Source organism: Flexibacter flexilis DSM 6793 (assembly GCF_900112255.1).
GTDB lineage: Bacteria > Bacteroidota > Bacteroidia > Cytophagales > Flexibacteraceae > Flexibacter > Flexibacter flexilis.
In genome coordinates this window covers 32,847-49,178 of record NZ_FOLE01000002.1, presented here as the reverse complement: position 1 = coordinate 49,178, position 16,332 = coordinate 32,847, and the positions used below count along the sequence as shown (strand labels likewise).

General features: G+C 44.1%; 11 protein-coding genes. 2 read left to right on the top strand and 9 right to left on the bottom strand.

Annotated elements, in window-relative coordinates; all coding sequences use genetic code 11:
* Positions 1-43: 43 nt before the first annotated feature.
* The 3 genes from BM090_RS04155 to BM090_RS04145 form a co-directional block, all read right to left on the bottom strand.
* Positions 44-808, bottom strand: coding sequence for a hypothetical protein (locus tag BM090_RS04155; RefSeq protein WP_091507981.1), 765 nt, complete (start codon positions 806-808; stop codon positions 44-46).
* A gap of 167 nt (positions 809-975) precedes the next feature.
* On the bottom strand, positions 976-2,382 hold the full coding sequence (locus BM090_RS04150; RefSeq protein ID WP_091507976.1) for an FAD-binding oxidoreductase: 1,407 nt from the start codon (positions 2,380-2,382) through the stop codon (positions 976-978).
* Between the two features lie 158 nt (positions 2,383-2,540).
* Complete coding sequence (locus tag BM090_RS04145) at positions 2,541-5,588, bottom strand: tail fiber domain-containing protein (protein WP_091507973.1); 3,048 nt, start codon at positions 5,586-5,588, stop codon at positions 2,541-2,543.
* A 284-nt stretch (positions 5,589-5,872) separates the two neighbouring features.
* On the opposite strand from BM090_RS04145, the gene BM090_RS04140 reads away from it, so the two are divergent.
* Entirely contained in the window at positions 5,873-7,141 is a 1,269-nt protein-coding gene (locus BM090_RS04140; RefSeq protein ID WP_177199835.1) for a polysaccharide deacetylase family protein, read from the top strand.
* On the opposite strand, the gene BM090_RS04135 is transcribed toward BM090_RS04140, so the two are convergent.
* From BM090_RS04135 to BM090_RS04110, 6 genes are all read right to left on the bottom strand, one after another.
* The gene (locus tag BM090_RS04135) at positions 7,134-8,444 is read right to left on the bottom strand and encodes a TolC family protein (protein ID WP_091507966.1); all 1,311 of its coding nucleotides are present in this window, start codon (positions 8,442-8,444) and stop codon (positions 7,134-7,136) included. The genes BM090_RS04140 and BM090_RS04135 overlap by 8 nt on opposite strands.
* On the bottom strand, positions 8,441-8,614 hold the full coding sequence (locus BM090_RS18295) for a hypothetical protein (RefSeq protein WP_177199834.1): 174 nt from the start codon (positions 8,612-8,614) through the stop codon (positions 8,441-8,443). Before BM090_RS18295 ends, BM090_RS04135 begins: the two co-directional genes overlap by 4 nt.
* Positions 8,615-8,880: 266 nt before the next feature.
* The gene (locus BM090_RS04125) at positions 8,881-10,188 is read right to left on the bottom strand and encodes a TolC family protein (RefSeq protein ID WP_177199833.1); all 1,308 of its coding nucleotides are present in this window, start codon (positions 10,186-10,188) and stop codon (positions 8,881-8,883) included.
* Between the two features lie 42 nt (positions 10,189-10,230).
* The gene (locus tag BM090_RS04120) at positions 10,231-13,359 is read right to left on the bottom strand and encodes an efflux RND transporter permease subunit (RefSeq protein WP_221405336.1); all 3,129 of its coding nucleotides are present in this window, start codon (positions 13,357-13,359) and stop codon (positions 10,231-10,233) included.
* A 90-nt stretch (positions 13,360-13,449) separates the two neighbouring features.
* Positions 13,450-14,433, bottom strand: coding sequence for an efflux RND transporter periplasmic adaptor subunit (locus BM090_RS04115; protein ID WP_177199832.1), 984 nt, complete (start codon positions 14,431-14,433; stop codon positions 13,450-13,452).
* A 194-nt stretch (positions 14,434-14,627) separates the two neighbouring features.
* A complete protein-coding gene (locus BM090_RS04110; RefSeq protein ID WP_091507953.1) occupies positions 14,628-15,524 on the bottom strand; it encodes a helix-turn-helix domain-containing protein in 897 nt (298 codons plus the stop codon).
* 273 nt (positions 15,525-15,797) lie between these two features.
* On the opposite strand from BM090_RS04110, the gene BM090_RS04105 reads away from it, so the two are divergent.
* Positions 15,798-16,301 (top strand): PH domain-containing protein, encoded by a 504-nt coding sequence (locus BM090_RS04105; protein WP_091507950.1) that lies wholly within the window; start codon positions 15,798-15,800, stop codon positions 16,299-16,301.
* Positions 16,302-16,332 lie beyond the last annotated feature (31 nt).

The window sequence follows — 16,332 nt, the reverse complement described above, 5'->3', positions numbered from 1 at the left end:
CCCTTCGCATGATTGTGAAGGGCTTTTTTATGTTTGGAGAATGTTACGCTGTTTTTTCTAATTCCTCCTCTGGAAAAAATAAAGTGTACAAATACCAGCCAATCAGCAGCAAAATTAAGATTGGGCGAAAAATAGGCCAACCCATTGCCTCGTAGTCCACATAATCTACATACAAACCAGCCGCCCCAAACAACACAATAAACAAAATAGGGAAAAATCGGGCGTAACGATTGGGTTCGTCCATGTTCAGGAGGCTAACCAATGCCATCAAAAACAGTGTTTCCAAAAAAATCGAAACCCAAGCGTATAGCTTCAAGCCATTTGCCCAATTGGCTTCTAGTGTCGGGTAAATAGAAACTTCTTCGTCCGCACCGACATAAGCCGACACTTGTGTAATCTGAAAACCGTATTTGTCCCGAAATGGGAAAGAAAAATAATTGCCGCGTATGCCCACCCAAGCCAAATAAATACTGTCTGGGCTGAAAGTTGCGCTTATATTTTTGGTATTATAAAAGATGTACTCAATGTTTTGATATGGAATTTCTGACTGTAAAACATTGACTTTTAGTAACTTGTTATCATCCAATTCATAACCATATTTCAGGTTTGGAAAGCTAATATCTTCCACCGATTGCTTAGCGATTGGCCGAAACGTGATTTTATAATACTTATACGACATACTACCTGAGTAAGTGCTGAAATAATCAGAAATACGGCTCAGACCAAAAATTTCGGATAGTAGCGTTATACCTGTAAAAACAATGCCAAGGAGCAAGCCAGCAAGCACAATACCAAAGATGGTTTTCATACTGTGTTATAGGTTAAGTGTGTAAATGGGGCTGTATATAACATAAAAAGCACACCAAGATACAAAGTTCTTGGTGTGCTTTCCAACTTTTTATTATCACAAAAACAGTATCATGTTAGGTTTTATTGATAACAAACCTATTGCGTATGATGTATCGTTTTCATTAATTAGAAAATCTTATCAGGATTCAATATATTGTTGGGGTCAAAAACGCGCTTAATACCGCGCATAATTTCCAGTTGCAAATCACTGACCGCGATGCCGATATACGGTTTTTGAACAAATCCGATGCCATGCTCGCCCGAAATCGTACCGCCTAAGCTCACACACAATTCAAAAATTTCGGTAATTGCTTTCGGTAATTGCGAATGCCAATCTTCCTCCGAAAGTCCCGCCTTGATAATATTTACGTGCAAGTTTCCGTCCCCTGCGTGGCCATAACACACTGATTTGAAGCCGTAACGGTTGCCGATGTCTTTTACGCCCTTCAGCAGTTGCGGCAAATGCGCACGCGGAACTACCGTATCTTCTTCTTTATAAACAGAATTATGACGCACTGCATACGGAGCTTTGCGACGCAACAACCAAAGTTCTTCTTTTTGTTGTGCCGACTCACCCAGCAAAATATCGCCTACTTCGTATTGCTCCAGCACACCGTACAAACGTTCGGCATCTTGGTAAAGCAAATCCATTTCGTTGCCGTCCAGCTCAATGAGCAAATGCGCCTGAATATGCGCAGGCACGACCACCGACGAACCTGTATAATCAATCGCCCAGTCTATGGCATCGCGTTCCATAAATTCCAGACACGAAGGCACAAGCCCCGCCATAAAAATCGCAGAAACCGCCTCGCAAGCCTGTTCCGCCGAAGCAAAAGGCACCAGCAACACCAAGTTATTTTTTGGGTAAGTGCGCAACTTCACGACGATTTTGGTGATAATCCCTAATGTTCCTTCGCTGCCCACCATGAGTTGCGTCAGGTTGTAGCCCGTAGAATATTTCAGCACGTTTGCACCCGTCCAAATCACGTCTCCCGACGGTAACACTACTTCCAAATTCAGGATATAATCGCGCGTAGTGCCATATTTTACGGCTCTTGGGCCGCCCGACGACTGCGACACATTGCCGCCAATAAAGCAACTGCCTTTGCTGGCTGGGTCCACGGGATAGAACAAGCCTTTTTCTTTAACGGCTTCTTGCAAAAATTCGGTTACTACGCCAGGTTCTACGGTTGCCTGATGGTTTCTTTCGTCTATGTTCAGGATTTTGTTAAAACGCTCCATCGACATCAACACGCCTTTGCGCACAGGCAATGCCGCACCACTCAGGCCAGTACCTGCGCCGCGTGCCGTTACGGGAATCAAGTGCTCGTTGCAATAGCGCATTACTTGGCTTACTTGCTCAGTGTTAGCGGGTTTGATGACCACGTCTGGCAAAAAATGTAGGTCTTCGGTTTCGTCGTGCGAATAGTTTTCGAGCGTTTCGTTATCTACAAAAACAAATTCTTTCCCAACAATTTGGCCTAATGCCTCTACCATTTCGGCCAAAGAGGGCTTGGTTGCAGTTAAACTCATAGTGCGATTGGTTATGAAAATACCTTTTAGAATGGCAAAATTAACATATTTCCGAAAGATAATCGCCAAATAATTCGCTGAAAAACATTCAATCTATTATCAAAAAAGCCCTTGCACGCGGCAAAGGCTCATTTGTATAGTGATGTTATGATTGAATATTATTTCTTGGCTGTGCTGCCCGCCCATTCGGCTTTGAGGTGTGCCACGTCTTCTTGCAGGCTGCGCAAAATACCCAAATCGGCTTTGAGTTGCTGTATTTGTTGGGCTTGCGACTCGATGAGAGCTTGTTGTTCTTTGAGTGCTTCCACCAGAATCGGGGTAAATTGCGCGTAATTCACGGCTTTAAAACCTTTCGAATCGGTATGAACAAGCTCTGGTACAATGGCTTCCACTTCCTGCGCAATGAAACCCACTTGCAGACGGTCATCGAACTTTTTGTCTTTAAACTCGTCTTTGCGCCACAAATAATTCACGCCGCGCAGTTGCTTGATGGTGGTCAGCGCACCCGAAAGCTTACGAATATCTTTTTTGTAACGGCGGTCGGAACTGGAGATAAAACTATAAGCCTCTGCATTGCCAGTTACATAAAAATCGCCTTCTATTTTGCCGTCTCCAGATACGTGTAAGGCATGAGACGGGTCATCTACATTTATCCCTACATTGTGATTATGCAAGCTAACATTCAGCACATTATAAAGTGTTTCGGTAGAATTATCCACAAATCGGAATACGCTACGCAAGGAACTTGCATCATACGCCAAACCTGTTTTCTTGTTATCCTGAGAATAAGAAAATAAGTAACGGCCTTTGTTGTTGCCAATATCACCAGTATTGTACATATAAATCATTGGCTCTTCGGTATCGGTAAGCAAAGTAGGGAAAATGATGCTACTCGTTTGCTCATTAAAATTCATGTCCCCGTCATAAGGATTTATTTTTAATTTACCATTCACACTAAAAGCGTCTGAACCATCTTCAGTACCCACCAACAACCCATTGGTTACGTGTACTTTTCCATCAAATTTACCAGCCCAGTTATTGGCATCGCTGGGGGCCTTGCCATACACACCGATTACGTCAGCTGAGCCATCGGCAATAAAGCTACCCGCAATACCACCGTCTGCACTTGTGCCTGCCCATACACCATAAGAGTTGTAAGGATTTCCGTTGCCGATGCCTTTCAAGCCAATGATCGTACCACTGTTGCCGTAAGCCCAGCCGCTCGCCCCAATATTGCCATTTGTATTATTTTCGGCCATGCCAATAAGCCCTGTATTGCCGCTTTCAGAGCCATTGCCATCGGCATAACCTCTTACACCTGTAGCTCCACCTTTAAACCAGCCACCTGTTCCGTCTTCATTTTGAGCCGAAGCCTCAATGCCTTTATATCCACCCCAAAACCGCGCAGCAATACCACTACTTCCCTCTGCGCTAGCATCTACGTCTAAGGCAATAGGCGAACCCGAAGTACTGGTGTTTTCTATGCGTGTCGTTATACCTTCTCCATCAGAATTAACATGAAGCCATGCCGAAGCAGAAACGGAAGATTCATCTGGGGCAATCACTATTCCATTATTACTAACACGCATCACCCCATTACCAGAGCCATTACCAACATCACTTGCACTGGAATTAGACATCAAAATAAGCTTATTCTTAAACTCTAAAATGCTTTCGTAGCCACTTGCTGTAAGGCTTGCTGCTTGCCATGCATCTGCATTAAAAACTTTTACAGTAGGATTATAAGTACTATAAATTTCCAAATGATGACTTGGAGTTGTGGTTCCTATGCCCACATAGCCTTCTACAGCCAAACCATTGAACGGCGGAAAATTAGCGGCCAAATCATGCCCAATCAGCATTCCGCCATTTTTATGCAAGCTCATTAAGTGCTGATTATTATTTGACCGAAATTGTAACCAACCCGAATTATCCTCGTCAGCATCAGGAATATTTTGAATTCTAAACACATCTTTTTGTTCTGCACCTGCGTCGCTGTTCCAATACGAACCCTCCAAACGCAGTTCCGCACTTGGTGATTGGGTACTTAAATCTGTAGCATCTGCGCCATTTTGTAGAATAGAAACTGCGCCATCATTGGGATCAATCGTTAGGCGAGGCGCATTATTGGTTCTGAAATTCAGGCGTTTTTTATCTATTGTCCCAATAAAATTAGTATCTTGGTCTATGCCCGTATTCCCGTCCAAGCTCCAAGCAGAGCCACCGCCACCCGAAGGGATTTCTTGTGTAAACAAACTACCATCGGCATCCGCTACCACCATTCGCACGCCAACGCCTGCCAAGGTGTCTATTTGTACGCCGCCAGCCACGTGCAAAAGTCTGCGTGGTGTACTCGTACCAATACCAACACCACCGCCCACAAATGCACCAGCATAATTAGCACCCGTACCCGAAACAGCCGAATAAATGCCATAGTTTGTGCCATCGCCCGAAATATTCGCATACATACCATAGTTTGAGCTAAAAAGGCTTGAGCTTTGTACATTGGTACGGAAGCCATAATTGACCAAAGAATTGGAAGATTCTATTTCAGAAAATCCACCATAACTCGCACTCCCAGTGGAGCCTCGCGCACTCATGTACGCACCCACTACTGTTGGGCTGCTATTCGTAGATCTGGCGGTAAACTTGGCACCATATACATTACTGAAAGTCAAATCATCTGTTTGAGCATTGCCACGCACACCAATTCGGTCGGTTGTGCCTGGCAATGTAGCCCGCGAATCGCCGTATAAAGCAATGCCTAAACCATCATCATTACGGGCATAAAGCCTTGTGTCATTATCTGTTGTACTTGAGCCAACACTTACCACATTGGCCAAATCCTGCGGGTACAATACCCCACTATTCAATTCCCAGCCGCTACCCGTGGCCGCCGCACCACTGCCGACGGCTTTCCAATAAGCACCATCATACACAAAAAATCGTGTGGAAGTTGTATCGAAAAAGACTAATCCTTTTTCTTTGGGACTAAGTGTCCAGCTAAGTGTATCAGAGGCATTAAGACGAGGCATTATAAAGCCTTGTTTGCCCAATGGTTTAAGTTCTAAAACGGCATTTGCATTTGGATTGCTAGTACCAATCCCAACGGAGTTTTGGGCTGAGGCTTTGATACTAAACAAACCACCAAAGCCCAATAATAAAAAGTAATACCTTGACCAATGAGAAGATAGACGTAATTTCATTATGCGGATAGCTATGATAAAAACTTTGAAATAGGAGGGAGTGTTTGTGTATTAGTCATATTTTTTAATAAAATTCTTACATGAATAATGAATGCCCACAAAAGGTAAACAAAAAGTTTAATTATTTATATTCTAAAAATAAAAAAGGTAAAATCTTTCTTGATTAAACTTTTTACTTACCTTAGCCTTAATTGTTTACATACACTAACCCAAAAAATATCTAAGACTTCTCTATGCTCATCTGGGTACAACAACACACAGCCCGTGTACAGTATACTTTTGACTTGATATTCAGACAGATACTTGGCTACACACATCCGTTACGTTTCACCACTGATAAAGTTTTATTTATCAATGACACGGATATTAAACTTCAGTATGGCGGCGAAAAACACCGCAGTAATACCCCTTTTCCATACTTGCGAGCTACGCCTTTACTTTGGCAAAAAGGCGTACAGCAATTGGATATTTCTATTGGTACTTACGAGAACTGTCTGACGCTTTTTGAAGTCGAACAAAAAAATGCAGAACTGCCATTTGATGTGGCGGCGGCTTGCTTTTTTTTGGCGACTCGCTACGAAGAATATTGGCCACACAAACCCGATGAGCATGGCCGCTACCGCGCCGAAGACAGCACGGCTTTTAAGCATCACTTTTTGCAAAAACCAATGGTTAATATCTGGGCGAACCAGCTCAAAAAGATAGTGTGTGGCATTTTCCCGCACGCCTCTTTCACAGAACAACAATACTGGTTTTTGCCTACTTTCGACATAGACAGTGCCTATGCTTTTAGATTAAAAGGTACGCGCCGTACCCTATTGGCTTCTGCTTCGGACCTGCTCAACAAGCGGCAGAACAATAACTTACAACGCTGGCAAACGCTGCTTTGGGACGGGAATGACCCCTTCGATACTTATGAACTTATCGAACAAATACACGAATCGTATTCGCCCAAGCCAATTTTTTTCTGGCTGTTGGCCAATTATTCTAAGTTTGATAAAAACATCAATTACTTAAATAAAGATTTTCAGGAACTTATACGGCGCATTGCGCATCAGCATATTTCAGGGATTCACCCGTCTTATTTTTCCAGCGAAAGAACAAATGTGCTGAAAGAAGAAAAAAAACGTTTAGAGGAAATTGTTAATCAAACTATTATACATTCTAGGCAGCATTATTTGCGCTTGCAGATTCCCGAAACCTACCGCCAACTTATGGCCGAAGGCATACAAGCCGATTTTACGATGGGGTATAGTTCGCAAATTGGATTTAGGGCAAGTCTATGTACGCCTTTTTTGTGGTATGACATTGAAAACGAACGTATTACACCGCTAAAAATCTATCCGTTTGCCGTCATGGACGTAACCATGCAGCAATATATGCAACTTAGCCCAGCCGAAGCACTGACCCAAACCAAAGCTATTATCCAAGAAGTAAAAGCTGTGGGCGGAATGTTTTGCTCGCTTTTTCATAACGAAAGCCTGAGCGAATACGGCGTATGGCGCGGCTGGGTTAAGTTTTATAAAGACATGGTCGCGGCGGCTGTTAGTTAAAATCAGCAGCCAACAGGCGCAAATACGCTTCGGCGGCTTTGAGCTGATATTGCGCATCGAGCCATAAGGTAAAGGCTTCTTGATAGTTGAGTTGCACTTGGCGCAGCGAGATGATGTCTATTTGCTTTTGTTTGAATTGTTGCAGCGCAATATCTGCATTTTCTTTGGCAAGTTCCATGTTTCCAGCGCGTTGCGACATGATTTGTTGGGCGTTTTGGTAGTCCAAGCGTGCCGTATAAAAATAATTTTGCAAATCATTTTTGAGGCTTTCTGCTTCTATGCTACGGCTTTTTTGCTGCACGGCGGCCACTTGTTTTTGGTTGCGAATCGTGTTGCCGCTCAGAATCGGAATGCGCAAACTCAAGCCCGCATAAGGCCCATAATTTTGGTTTACGAGGGTAAAACCCGCATCGCTGCGCGAATTGGACAGGTTATAACCCGACAATACTTGTAGTGTCGGCCATTTTTGGGAATCTATCTCTTTTTGGGTAAAAGTGGCCGTCGCGATGGCGTGTTGCGTAATGAGCCAGTCGGCATTTTGGCTCAACATTTTGGATTCTAATGCCGCAAAATCTGGCGCAGCCCCCACATCAAAACGATTACGAACGGCCATTGGTGCATCGGGCCTACGCGTAAGCAAACGGTTTAGTTCGGCTTTGGCTTTCTGCAGGGCGGTTTGTTGTTGCGTGAGGGCTATTTGTTGGGTTTGCAAATCCAGACGAGACTGCAACAGATCGGTTTTGGCCGAGCTGCCTATTTGAAAAGCTCGATTTGCGATTTTTTCGCGTTCGGTCAGCAAAGCGATAAATTCTTGTGTATTGGCGATTTGTTGCTGATAACGCACGGCATTGTAATAAGCAATCATCACGGTATAAGTGGTTTGCAACATCTGTTTGCGCAATTGCGTTTGGCCTGTTTTTTCCAGCTCCGTGAGGCGGTCTTTGGTGGCAAACATTTTCATTCCATCAAAAACCGTCCAAGCCAACGCCACCGAGCCTGTAAGCGACTGGTTATTTACGCCGTTGCGCTTGATGGTTGTGCCGTTGGTAAGTTCCTGATTAAGATTGGTGTTGGAATAATTGTATGCGCCCGAAAACCCGATCGTTGGCCAAAGACCCGCATTTCCCCAATTGTTGTTGATAGCCGAAACTTTCGCTTCGTTGGTGGCCAACACTACGCCATAATTTTTCTCGATGGCTTCGGCCACAGCGTCAGGAAGTTGCAAACTGTCTTGGGCTTGTGCCGCGTGCGTTGTCGCTAAAGCCAATGCCGCCGACACAAGTATTTTGGGTAAATATTTCATTCGATAGCTAAATTGTTGATAGATAGAAAAACAAAGCTATTAACGCCGCCATTACCCAAAAAGTTCTTACGATCATGTGGCTTTGCTTCTTTATTCATGGCAAGAAGAGATGTATCCCCTCTTTTAATAAAATCATTGCTCCTCATCGGTTCTTCATCTCGTGTTAACATAAAAATTATCCGTTCTAACATAAAAATAACTCGTGCGAATATAAAAATTATTCGTTCGAAGGTAAAAGTAAGGAGCTATTTATCCGAAGACTTATGCCTATATTCCCGATGAATGGCTTTGAAAGGTTTTGATGGAAAGCGTTATTGGCCAGCTACTCAATCCCCTTTCAACAAAAAAGCACCAAGAGAAACTCTCGGCACTTTTTGCTAACACTACAAACACACTTAAAATAAAAAATAATGTATATCATCAGGTAATCTAAACACTATTGAGGCCGAAGCTCTCCAATAGATTTCTTGTACGAAACTTCATTGATTTTAAAGTCGATTTTGGCATCAATGAGCTTGCTGTAAGCCTGTTGCCAAATGGCTTGGGCTTCTTGTACGTCTTTGCCCACCACCGTGCCCGCTTTGAAACGGTTTTGGGTGAGCTTCAAATTTTCTTCGGCTTGCTGAAGCGAAATGCTCGACAACTCAATTTTTTTGACCGACTGACGCATTTGCAAATAGGCATTTTGTACTTCCAAATTGATGAGTTCGCGGGTTTGTTCGAGCTGATGTTTTTGGATAGTTACCTTGTAGGACTGCTCTTTTACTTTGCTGGCACGCTTTCCCCAATCAAAAATAGGAATCGACAAACTGGCCACGCCGTAATAGGTTTTCATAAAATTGCTGCCGTCTTGGATATTCACACCTTTGCCCACAGCAGCCGAACCGCTCAGGCTTACGCCGAAAGTTGGGAGGCGGTCTGCTTGCAAGATTTTGTTCTGAATCTCCTCAATTTCAATACTTTTTTGGAGCAAACGCAGTTCTGGGCGGTTGTTGGCGGCGGCTTCTACGAGTTGGGCGGTAGCGGTAAAATTTCCTGCGACCGAATCGGCCAAAGCAAAAGAAGTTTCACCTGCTTGCCCCATGATTTGCGCCAAATTGAGTTTGGACATTACCAAACCGTCTTGCGCCTGCGTAATGCCAAGCTCGGCTTCGTTGAGGCTAACTTCCACGCGCAACAAGTCATTTTTGTAAATCATGCCTGCGTCGTAGGCATTTTTGAGGTCGGTGCGCAAAGCCTGCAACATCTCCTTAAACTTATTGGCCATGACCAATTTTTCTTGGACTTGTATCACTTGCCAATAGGCTTTTTCTACCTCCAACAACACGTCGGCTTCGGTCATGGCTTTTTGTTCTTGGCGAATGGCTACGGCTTTGGCAGTAGCTTCTTTTCCGTAGCGAATTTTTCCGCCCACATAAATGGGTTGTGTGGCTGTAAGTGAACCATCCACCATATTTTTGGGAATAAGGCCGCCCATTGCGCCGCCGAGCGGTTTGCCCAGATGCAGCCCCAACACAGAGCCGTCTAAAGTCGGGTACGCGTTAAGTTCGGCAGATTTTTGCGCCATCAAAGCCGCGTCTTCTTCCAACTTGGCACTTTTGATTTTTTTGTTATTCTCCAAAGCCATTTGCTTACATTCTTGCAGCGAATAGCGTTTGGCAGCCTCTTGCGCCTTTGCTTGGCCAGCCAGCACAGTCCAAAGCAACACAAGGCCTAACATCTTATATTTTAAATTTTTCATCATTTCTTTTCTTGGGAAAAACTCCATTTAGCGTTTTGATATCAATTATCCTTCGTGATGCGAGGGTTTGTACTGAATGGCAACGTCTGCATCAGCTACCTGCGCCTCTGTTTCGGGTTCTGGCTTTATGAATAAGAAATACAAAACAGGAATTACGAAAAGCGTAAGCACCATCGAAACGATAAGCCCAAGAGCCAACACACTACCCAGCGGAGCCCATAGCGGCGATTTGCCCACAATCATCGGCACAACGCCCACAGCGGCGGCGGCAGAAGTCAAAAAGATAGGGCGCATCCGTCGTTTGGCGGTAGCCAAAGCGGCAGCTTTGATGCTGTATTGGTGGTCGTGTACCAACTCGTCGGCGTAGTCCACCAAAATAATTCCGTTGCGCACCACAATCCCAATCAAGCTAATGATGCCCATGAAAGCCGTAAAGCCCATTGGGTTGTTGGTTACATACAATCCCAAAAACGCACCCAACAAACTGAGCGGGAAAGTGGCCAGAATGATAAGCGTTTTGCCCACTTTCTTGAATTGGAACAAAAGCGTAACCAGAATCAGAATCAAACTTGTAAGCAAGGCTTTGCCCATGCCTGGCGCATTTTCCTGTGAAGATTCGGCATCGCCACCATAGACAATGCGCGTATCGTCGGGCAATGGAATGGCTTGTATTTTGGCATCTACTTGTTTGAGAATATCAGAGGCTTTGATGCCTAACTGCGCTTCGGACAACACGGTAAGCGTACGCAAGCCGTTGCGGTGCGCGATTACGCCCGTATGCCACGAGGGTTTGATTTCGGCAACCTCTTTCAAGGCTACTTTTTTACCGTAGAGGCTGGTCAGGTGCAAATTCTGAAGGTCATTGATGTCGCGTCTGCTTGTTGAGTCCAGTCTGATGAAAATATCAACGGGTTTATCACCTTCCCAGAGTTGCGACACGGCAAAGCCTTTTAGCCCCGCGCCCAACGTCTGGGTAATGGCCTGATGCGGAACGCCCAAACGAGCCGCCACATCTTCTTTGATATTGATACTCAAGCCCACATAATCATCTTCGTAGTCCGAACGTACCCAGTTTGTGCCGTCGGCTTGTGCCAAAATTTCGGCTACTTGTGCGGCTACTTTTTTCTGGTTGGCCAAATCTTCGCCAATTACGCGAATGGCAATCGGCGAACCTTCCTGCATACTGAGCTGACGCAAACGCACATAACCGTCTGGTACAAAGCCCTCAAAACGCGGCAAATATTCTTGTACGATGTCGTTGGTGGCATCGGCACTTTCTGTCGTAATGAAGATTTGGGCAAAGTTGCGGCGAGGCATTTCGGGCGCGTAAGTGATGTTGAAGCGGGGCGAACTTGTTCCCACAAAACTGGCAATATCCAGTACGCGTTTGTCTTTCTTGAGTTCGGCTTCTACGCGTTTTACCACCTTTTCGGTTTCTTCTAAGGAAGTGCCGTTCGGCATCCAGATTTCGGCATTAAATTGTTTGCTTTCGCTAATTGGGAAAAATTCTTGCGAAACTTTTCCTGCCAAAAAGATGGCCATTACCACCGAAATCACAGCCGCGAATACCGTCAGCTTTGGCCAGCGGAAAGCCGCCTCAATGCCCACATTAAAAGCATGTTGCAAATAATCAAGCATACTTTTGCGGGGCTGGCGGTCTCCTACCTGATGTTTGAGGCCTTTTTTGATATAGATGTAACACGTTAGAGGTGTTACAAACAAGGCGATAAGCATCGAGACAAAAAGTGCCACGGCTACGGTAGTCGGTAAGGCTGCAATAAAATCTTTGCCAATGCCTTCCATGAAAAAAGCCAAAGGAGCAAAAGCAAAGATAATGGCTAAAGTGGCCGTGAAAATCGGCAAAGACAATTGTTGCGCCGCTTGCCAAGAGGCCGTCCAAGGCGTGATGCCTTCATCTAATTTCTCAATATAATTGTCCACGACCACAATGGCGTTATCTACCACCATGCCCAACACGATAATCAGCGCGGCCAAGGTTACTTGGTGCAACTCAACGCCCATCAGGTTGATAAGCCCGAACGTAATCAGGATTGAAATTGGCGCGGCCACAGAAGCCACAATCGCCACCCGAAACGGCAATAACAAAATCACGACTAAAATTACCGCACCAATGGCAATGCCAAATTCTTTCATGAAGTGAACGATACTTTCGCCCACCACTTCGGGCTGATTAACGATAATATTCACTTTCACATCTTGCGGGAACGCGCTTTTGATGTCGTCTAATTTTTGTTCTACCGTATGGCCAAACTGCACGATATTGTTGCCAGGTTGCATCTCGATAGCCAACATCATTACTTTATCTTCTCCTATCCGAATAAAAGACGAAGGTTCTTCGTAGCGGCGTTCGATGGTCGCGATGTCGCGCAGGCGTACCACCGTGCCTTGCGGATTGGTATAAACAATTTGGTTGGCAATGTCGGCTTGCGTTTTGTATTGGCTGTTGGTGAAAATCGGAATCGTGTTAGAAGCGATGGTCATTTCACCCGAATAACCCGTAATGTTCTGAGACTGCAAGGTTCTGACCACCGTCGATAAATCAAAACCGTATTGCATCATTTTGGCATCGTCCACGGTTACATACAATTGCTGACGCTGACCGCCCGAACGATTGATTTTTGATACTTCAGGAATAATTTTGAGGCCGTCTTCGATTTTGTCAAGGTAATCTTCGATTTCGGCATAGCTACGTTGGTCGGAAGATACCGTAATGATTTGCGCCGTCACATCGCCGAAATTGCTATTCACAATCGGCCCAATCACACCTTGTGGCAGCACTTGCGCCATGGCACTATTCAAACCGTGCTGCAACGTGCTCCAAAACTTCTTTCTGTCTTTGATTTCCGTATGCAAATGCACCGTAATAAATACCTGTCCGTCTTTGGTCTGCGACGTTGTTTTTTCTTTATCTACTTCCTCAAAAGAAAATAAATACTGCTCTATTTTGTTGGTAACCTGTTGTTCCATTTGCACTTCGTCCGCCCCTGGAAAAAAAGCATATACCATCGCAACGGGCATATCTATTTTCGGATTTTCGGAACGCGGCATATTCACCAACGCATTGACTCCCAGCACCAGTAACAGCAACACCACCATCAAGGTTACTTGCTTATACTTCATGGCCGCCTCGATGAGATTCATTTTATGTTTCATCTGTTGTATTTTTTTATGTATGAGCTATCTCGTGTAAACCCCAAAAGGCACACTTACAAACAATCATTTCCCTTACTGCTGGCTTGGCAATTAGAAGGCTAAACTTGTACCGTCTTTCAGGCGCGTCTGCCCTGCTACTACGACTTGTTCGCCGCCCTGAAGTCCCGAAACTATCGCGTCATTATTGCCCAACATTCCCACCACTTCTACACGCTTACGTGTGGCTTTTTTCTGGGAATTGCTCGTGTACACATACGAAATATTGTCCGCATCGCGTACGATGGCCTTCACGGGAACGGCGATAATTTCTTCTTGCTGATGATTCTCTAACGAAACGTTGGTCAGCATACCGGGCAACACACGGCCTTTCGGGTTATCCAATATTACTTTGATGGTGTAGGTTTTGGACATGTCGTCGGCCAACGGGTTAATAATGGCAATCGTGCCGCTCAATGTTTCTTTAATCGTCGGGATGTAAACACTGGCTTTCATGCCTTTTTGCAACAAACCTATTTCGCTTTCGGGTACGGCAATACGCGCATATACTTTGTCTGTCTTGACGATAGAAAAAGCAGGAACTCCAGGGGCGGCCATTGCACCCAACTCTATCATTTTGGCCGTAATCGTGCCACTCATCGGGGCAACCAAACGGCTGTCGCGGATGTGTTTGGCACTGATTTTCTGATTGGCTTTGGCTTGTGTTACTTTGGTTTTTATATCAATGTAATCTTTTTCGGGAAGGCTGCCTTTTTTGTATAAATCATCCAAACGCTTATACATGTCTTCGGCCTGCTCTAAGCCTGCGTTTGCGATGGCCAAGGCGTTTTGGTATTCCAAATCGTCCACACTGGCCAGCAACTCGCCTTTACTTACTTTTTGTCCTTCTTGTGCAGCGATTCGGTTAATAACACCGGGCACGGCAAAGCCAATATTGGCGGTATTTTCCGCTTCTATTGTTCCCGAATAAGAAAGTGTTCTTTGCTGCTTGGTATTTTTAATCTCTAACAGGCTCACCTTCACAGGCGCGGCCACATGTTTGGGGCTTTCTTTTTGGCAACTGCTTATTAAGACCATAACAAGCATAGAGACGATTGACAACCGACCTTTGTTCATACAACTTGATTTAAACTTTGTTTTTTTTGACTGATTTTGGCGGCTTTTGAGTGGCCGCATCGCGGGAACAAAGGTCTTGACAAAGGAAACCCCATAAAAGGCTTTGATTTCGGGGTTTTTGGTCTAAAAGTCGGTTTGGAACGTGGTGCGAACGCTTAATAAATGGCTGTTCTGTATTTTTTGGGCGAAATGCCCGTATGGCGTTTAAAATATTTCCCAAAAAATGATTGGTCGCTAAAATTCATGAGGCTGGCCACTTGCCCGATACTGTACAACGGATTATCTAACAGCAATTTAGCTTCCATAATTACAATGTCGTCTATCACTTCGCCTGCGTTTTGGCCGCTAATTTCTTTCACCGTTTCCGTCAAATATTTGGCCGTAACATGAAGCTGGTCAGCATAATACTGCACGCTGCGTTCGCGCATACAATGCAATGTTACCAATTCCGTAAAGCGAATAATCAAATCTTCTTTGCGCGTGTATTGGACTATCCCAATCGAAGAATATTTGTGGCTGAGAATCCCCAACTCATACAAAAACAAAAAAAACGTATGAAAAAGCTGCTCTTTGCCCCACATCCGCACGTTAGCCAGCTTGCAACGCTTGTACAAATCCTGCATCATGTCTCTGATAGTCCTCAAATCCTCTTCTTCCAACTGCCAAACAGGATTACTTTTGGTGATAAAAAAATCTAACACCGAATGCGTATGCGCAGGCATTCCCGCTTCTATCAGAAAGGAAACCGTAAAACTAACCGCCATTACTTTGGCATCTGGCGAACAAGAAACCAATTGTTTGATACCATTCGGCGGCACAACAATTAAATCATTGGCCTTATTACTATAAGGTTGCAAATTAATAGTTGCATTAATTTGACCTTCTGTTACTAAAATAACCGAGAAAAAATCCGAACGAAAATGATGCCCTCCAAAAGTTTCTATATCCTCAAAAATCATATTTTCGGAAACATTAAGCCCCGCAAAAAAAACCTCATCGGGCATAACAATTTGATTTTGTGTTAAATACGCATACTTAGTGTTGTTTTTCATTGTAGTAGTCTAAAGTGTGAAAACGTACCTTATGTTGTTTGGCAATCACAATAATATGCTATTGCTTTTCAAAAAAAATTTGTTCAAACGTATTTTTTGGTATTTGTACCGAACAATAAACTTAAGAGTATGTATTCTTGCACTTAACGCCTGTTTCTTTTTGGAGATAAATATTTTCAATAAAAGAATTTAGATTAAATTTAAGCCAAAAGACGAAGGCAATATTTCTTGCTTTCGAGTTTTACTTCACATAAAAAAATAAATTCATTTTCAATGTTTTACAAGGCATCAATGGACACGTTGGCCAAGTGGCTGACAGGTGTTGTATTTGTCGTATTGGGTAGTAGCATCATAATGGTTGGTTGGTTTTTCGTTAACAAATCCGTTTCGGAAGCATTGGCACTTTTGGGTATTACCTTCTTTTTGATTTTCGTGTTTTTTGTTACGTGGCTCTACGCGCCGCAAGGCTATATTTTAGATAAAAAAACGCTCACGGTAAAAGGCGTTTTAAACCCAAAAACCATTGCGTTGGCCGACATTAAAGAGGTTTCTGTTATTCCTGACCAAACGAAACTTTTGGCGATTCGGGTGTTTGGTGTAGGCGGCTTTTTTGGGTACTTTGGTTATTTTTCTTCGGGACTTATCGGCACGTTTCTGATGTACGCCACACAAAACAAAAACCGCATTTTGATTACGACCCGAAAAGACAAAAAAATCATGATTACGCCCGATAACTTACAACTCGCCGACGCACTCAAACAACAATTAGCGCAATAATTTGGCGTGGCAAAACGTATAGTAAGGCTAC

Coding starts and splice junctions, on each gene's coding strand:
- BM090_RS04155 (WP_091507981.1), bottom strand. CDS start 808: ATGAAAACCATCTTTGGTATTGTGCTTGCTGGCTTGCTCCTTGGCATT.
- BM090_RS04150 (WP_091507976.1), bottom strand. CDS start 2,382: ATGAGTTTAACTGCAACCAAGCCCTCTTTGGCCGAAATGGTAGAGGCA.
- BM090_RS04145 (WP_091507973.1), bottom strand. CDS start 5,588: ATGAAATTACGTCTATCTTCTCATTGGTCAAGGTATTACTTTTTATTA.
- BM090_RS04135 (WP_091507966.1), bottom strand. CDS start 8,444: ATGAAATATTTACCCAAAATACTTGTGTCGGCGGCATTGGCTTTAGCG.
- BM090_RS18295 (WP_177199834.1), bottom strand. CDS start 8,614: ATGTTAACACGAGATGAAGAACCGATGAGGAGCAATGATTTTATTAAA.
- BM090_RS04125 (WP_177199833.1), bottom strand. CDS start 10,188: ATGATGAAAAATTTAAAATATAAGATGTTAGGCCTTGTGTTGCTTTGG.
- BM090_RS04120 (WP_221405336.1), bottom strand. CDS start 13,359: ATGAAACATAAAATGAATCTCATCGAGGCGGCCATGAAGTATAAGCAA.
- BM090_RS04115 (WP_177199832.1), bottom strand. CDS start 14,433: ATGGTCTTAATAAGCAGTTGCCAAAAAGAAAGCCCCAAACATGTGGCC.
- BM090_RS04110 (WP_091507953.1), bottom strand. CDS start 15,524: ATGAAAAACAACACTAAGTATGCGTATTTAACACAAAATCAAATTGTT.
- BM090_RS04105 (WP_091507950.1), top strand. CDS start 15,798: ATGTTTTACAAGGCATCAATGGACACGTTGGCCAAGTGGCTGACAGGT.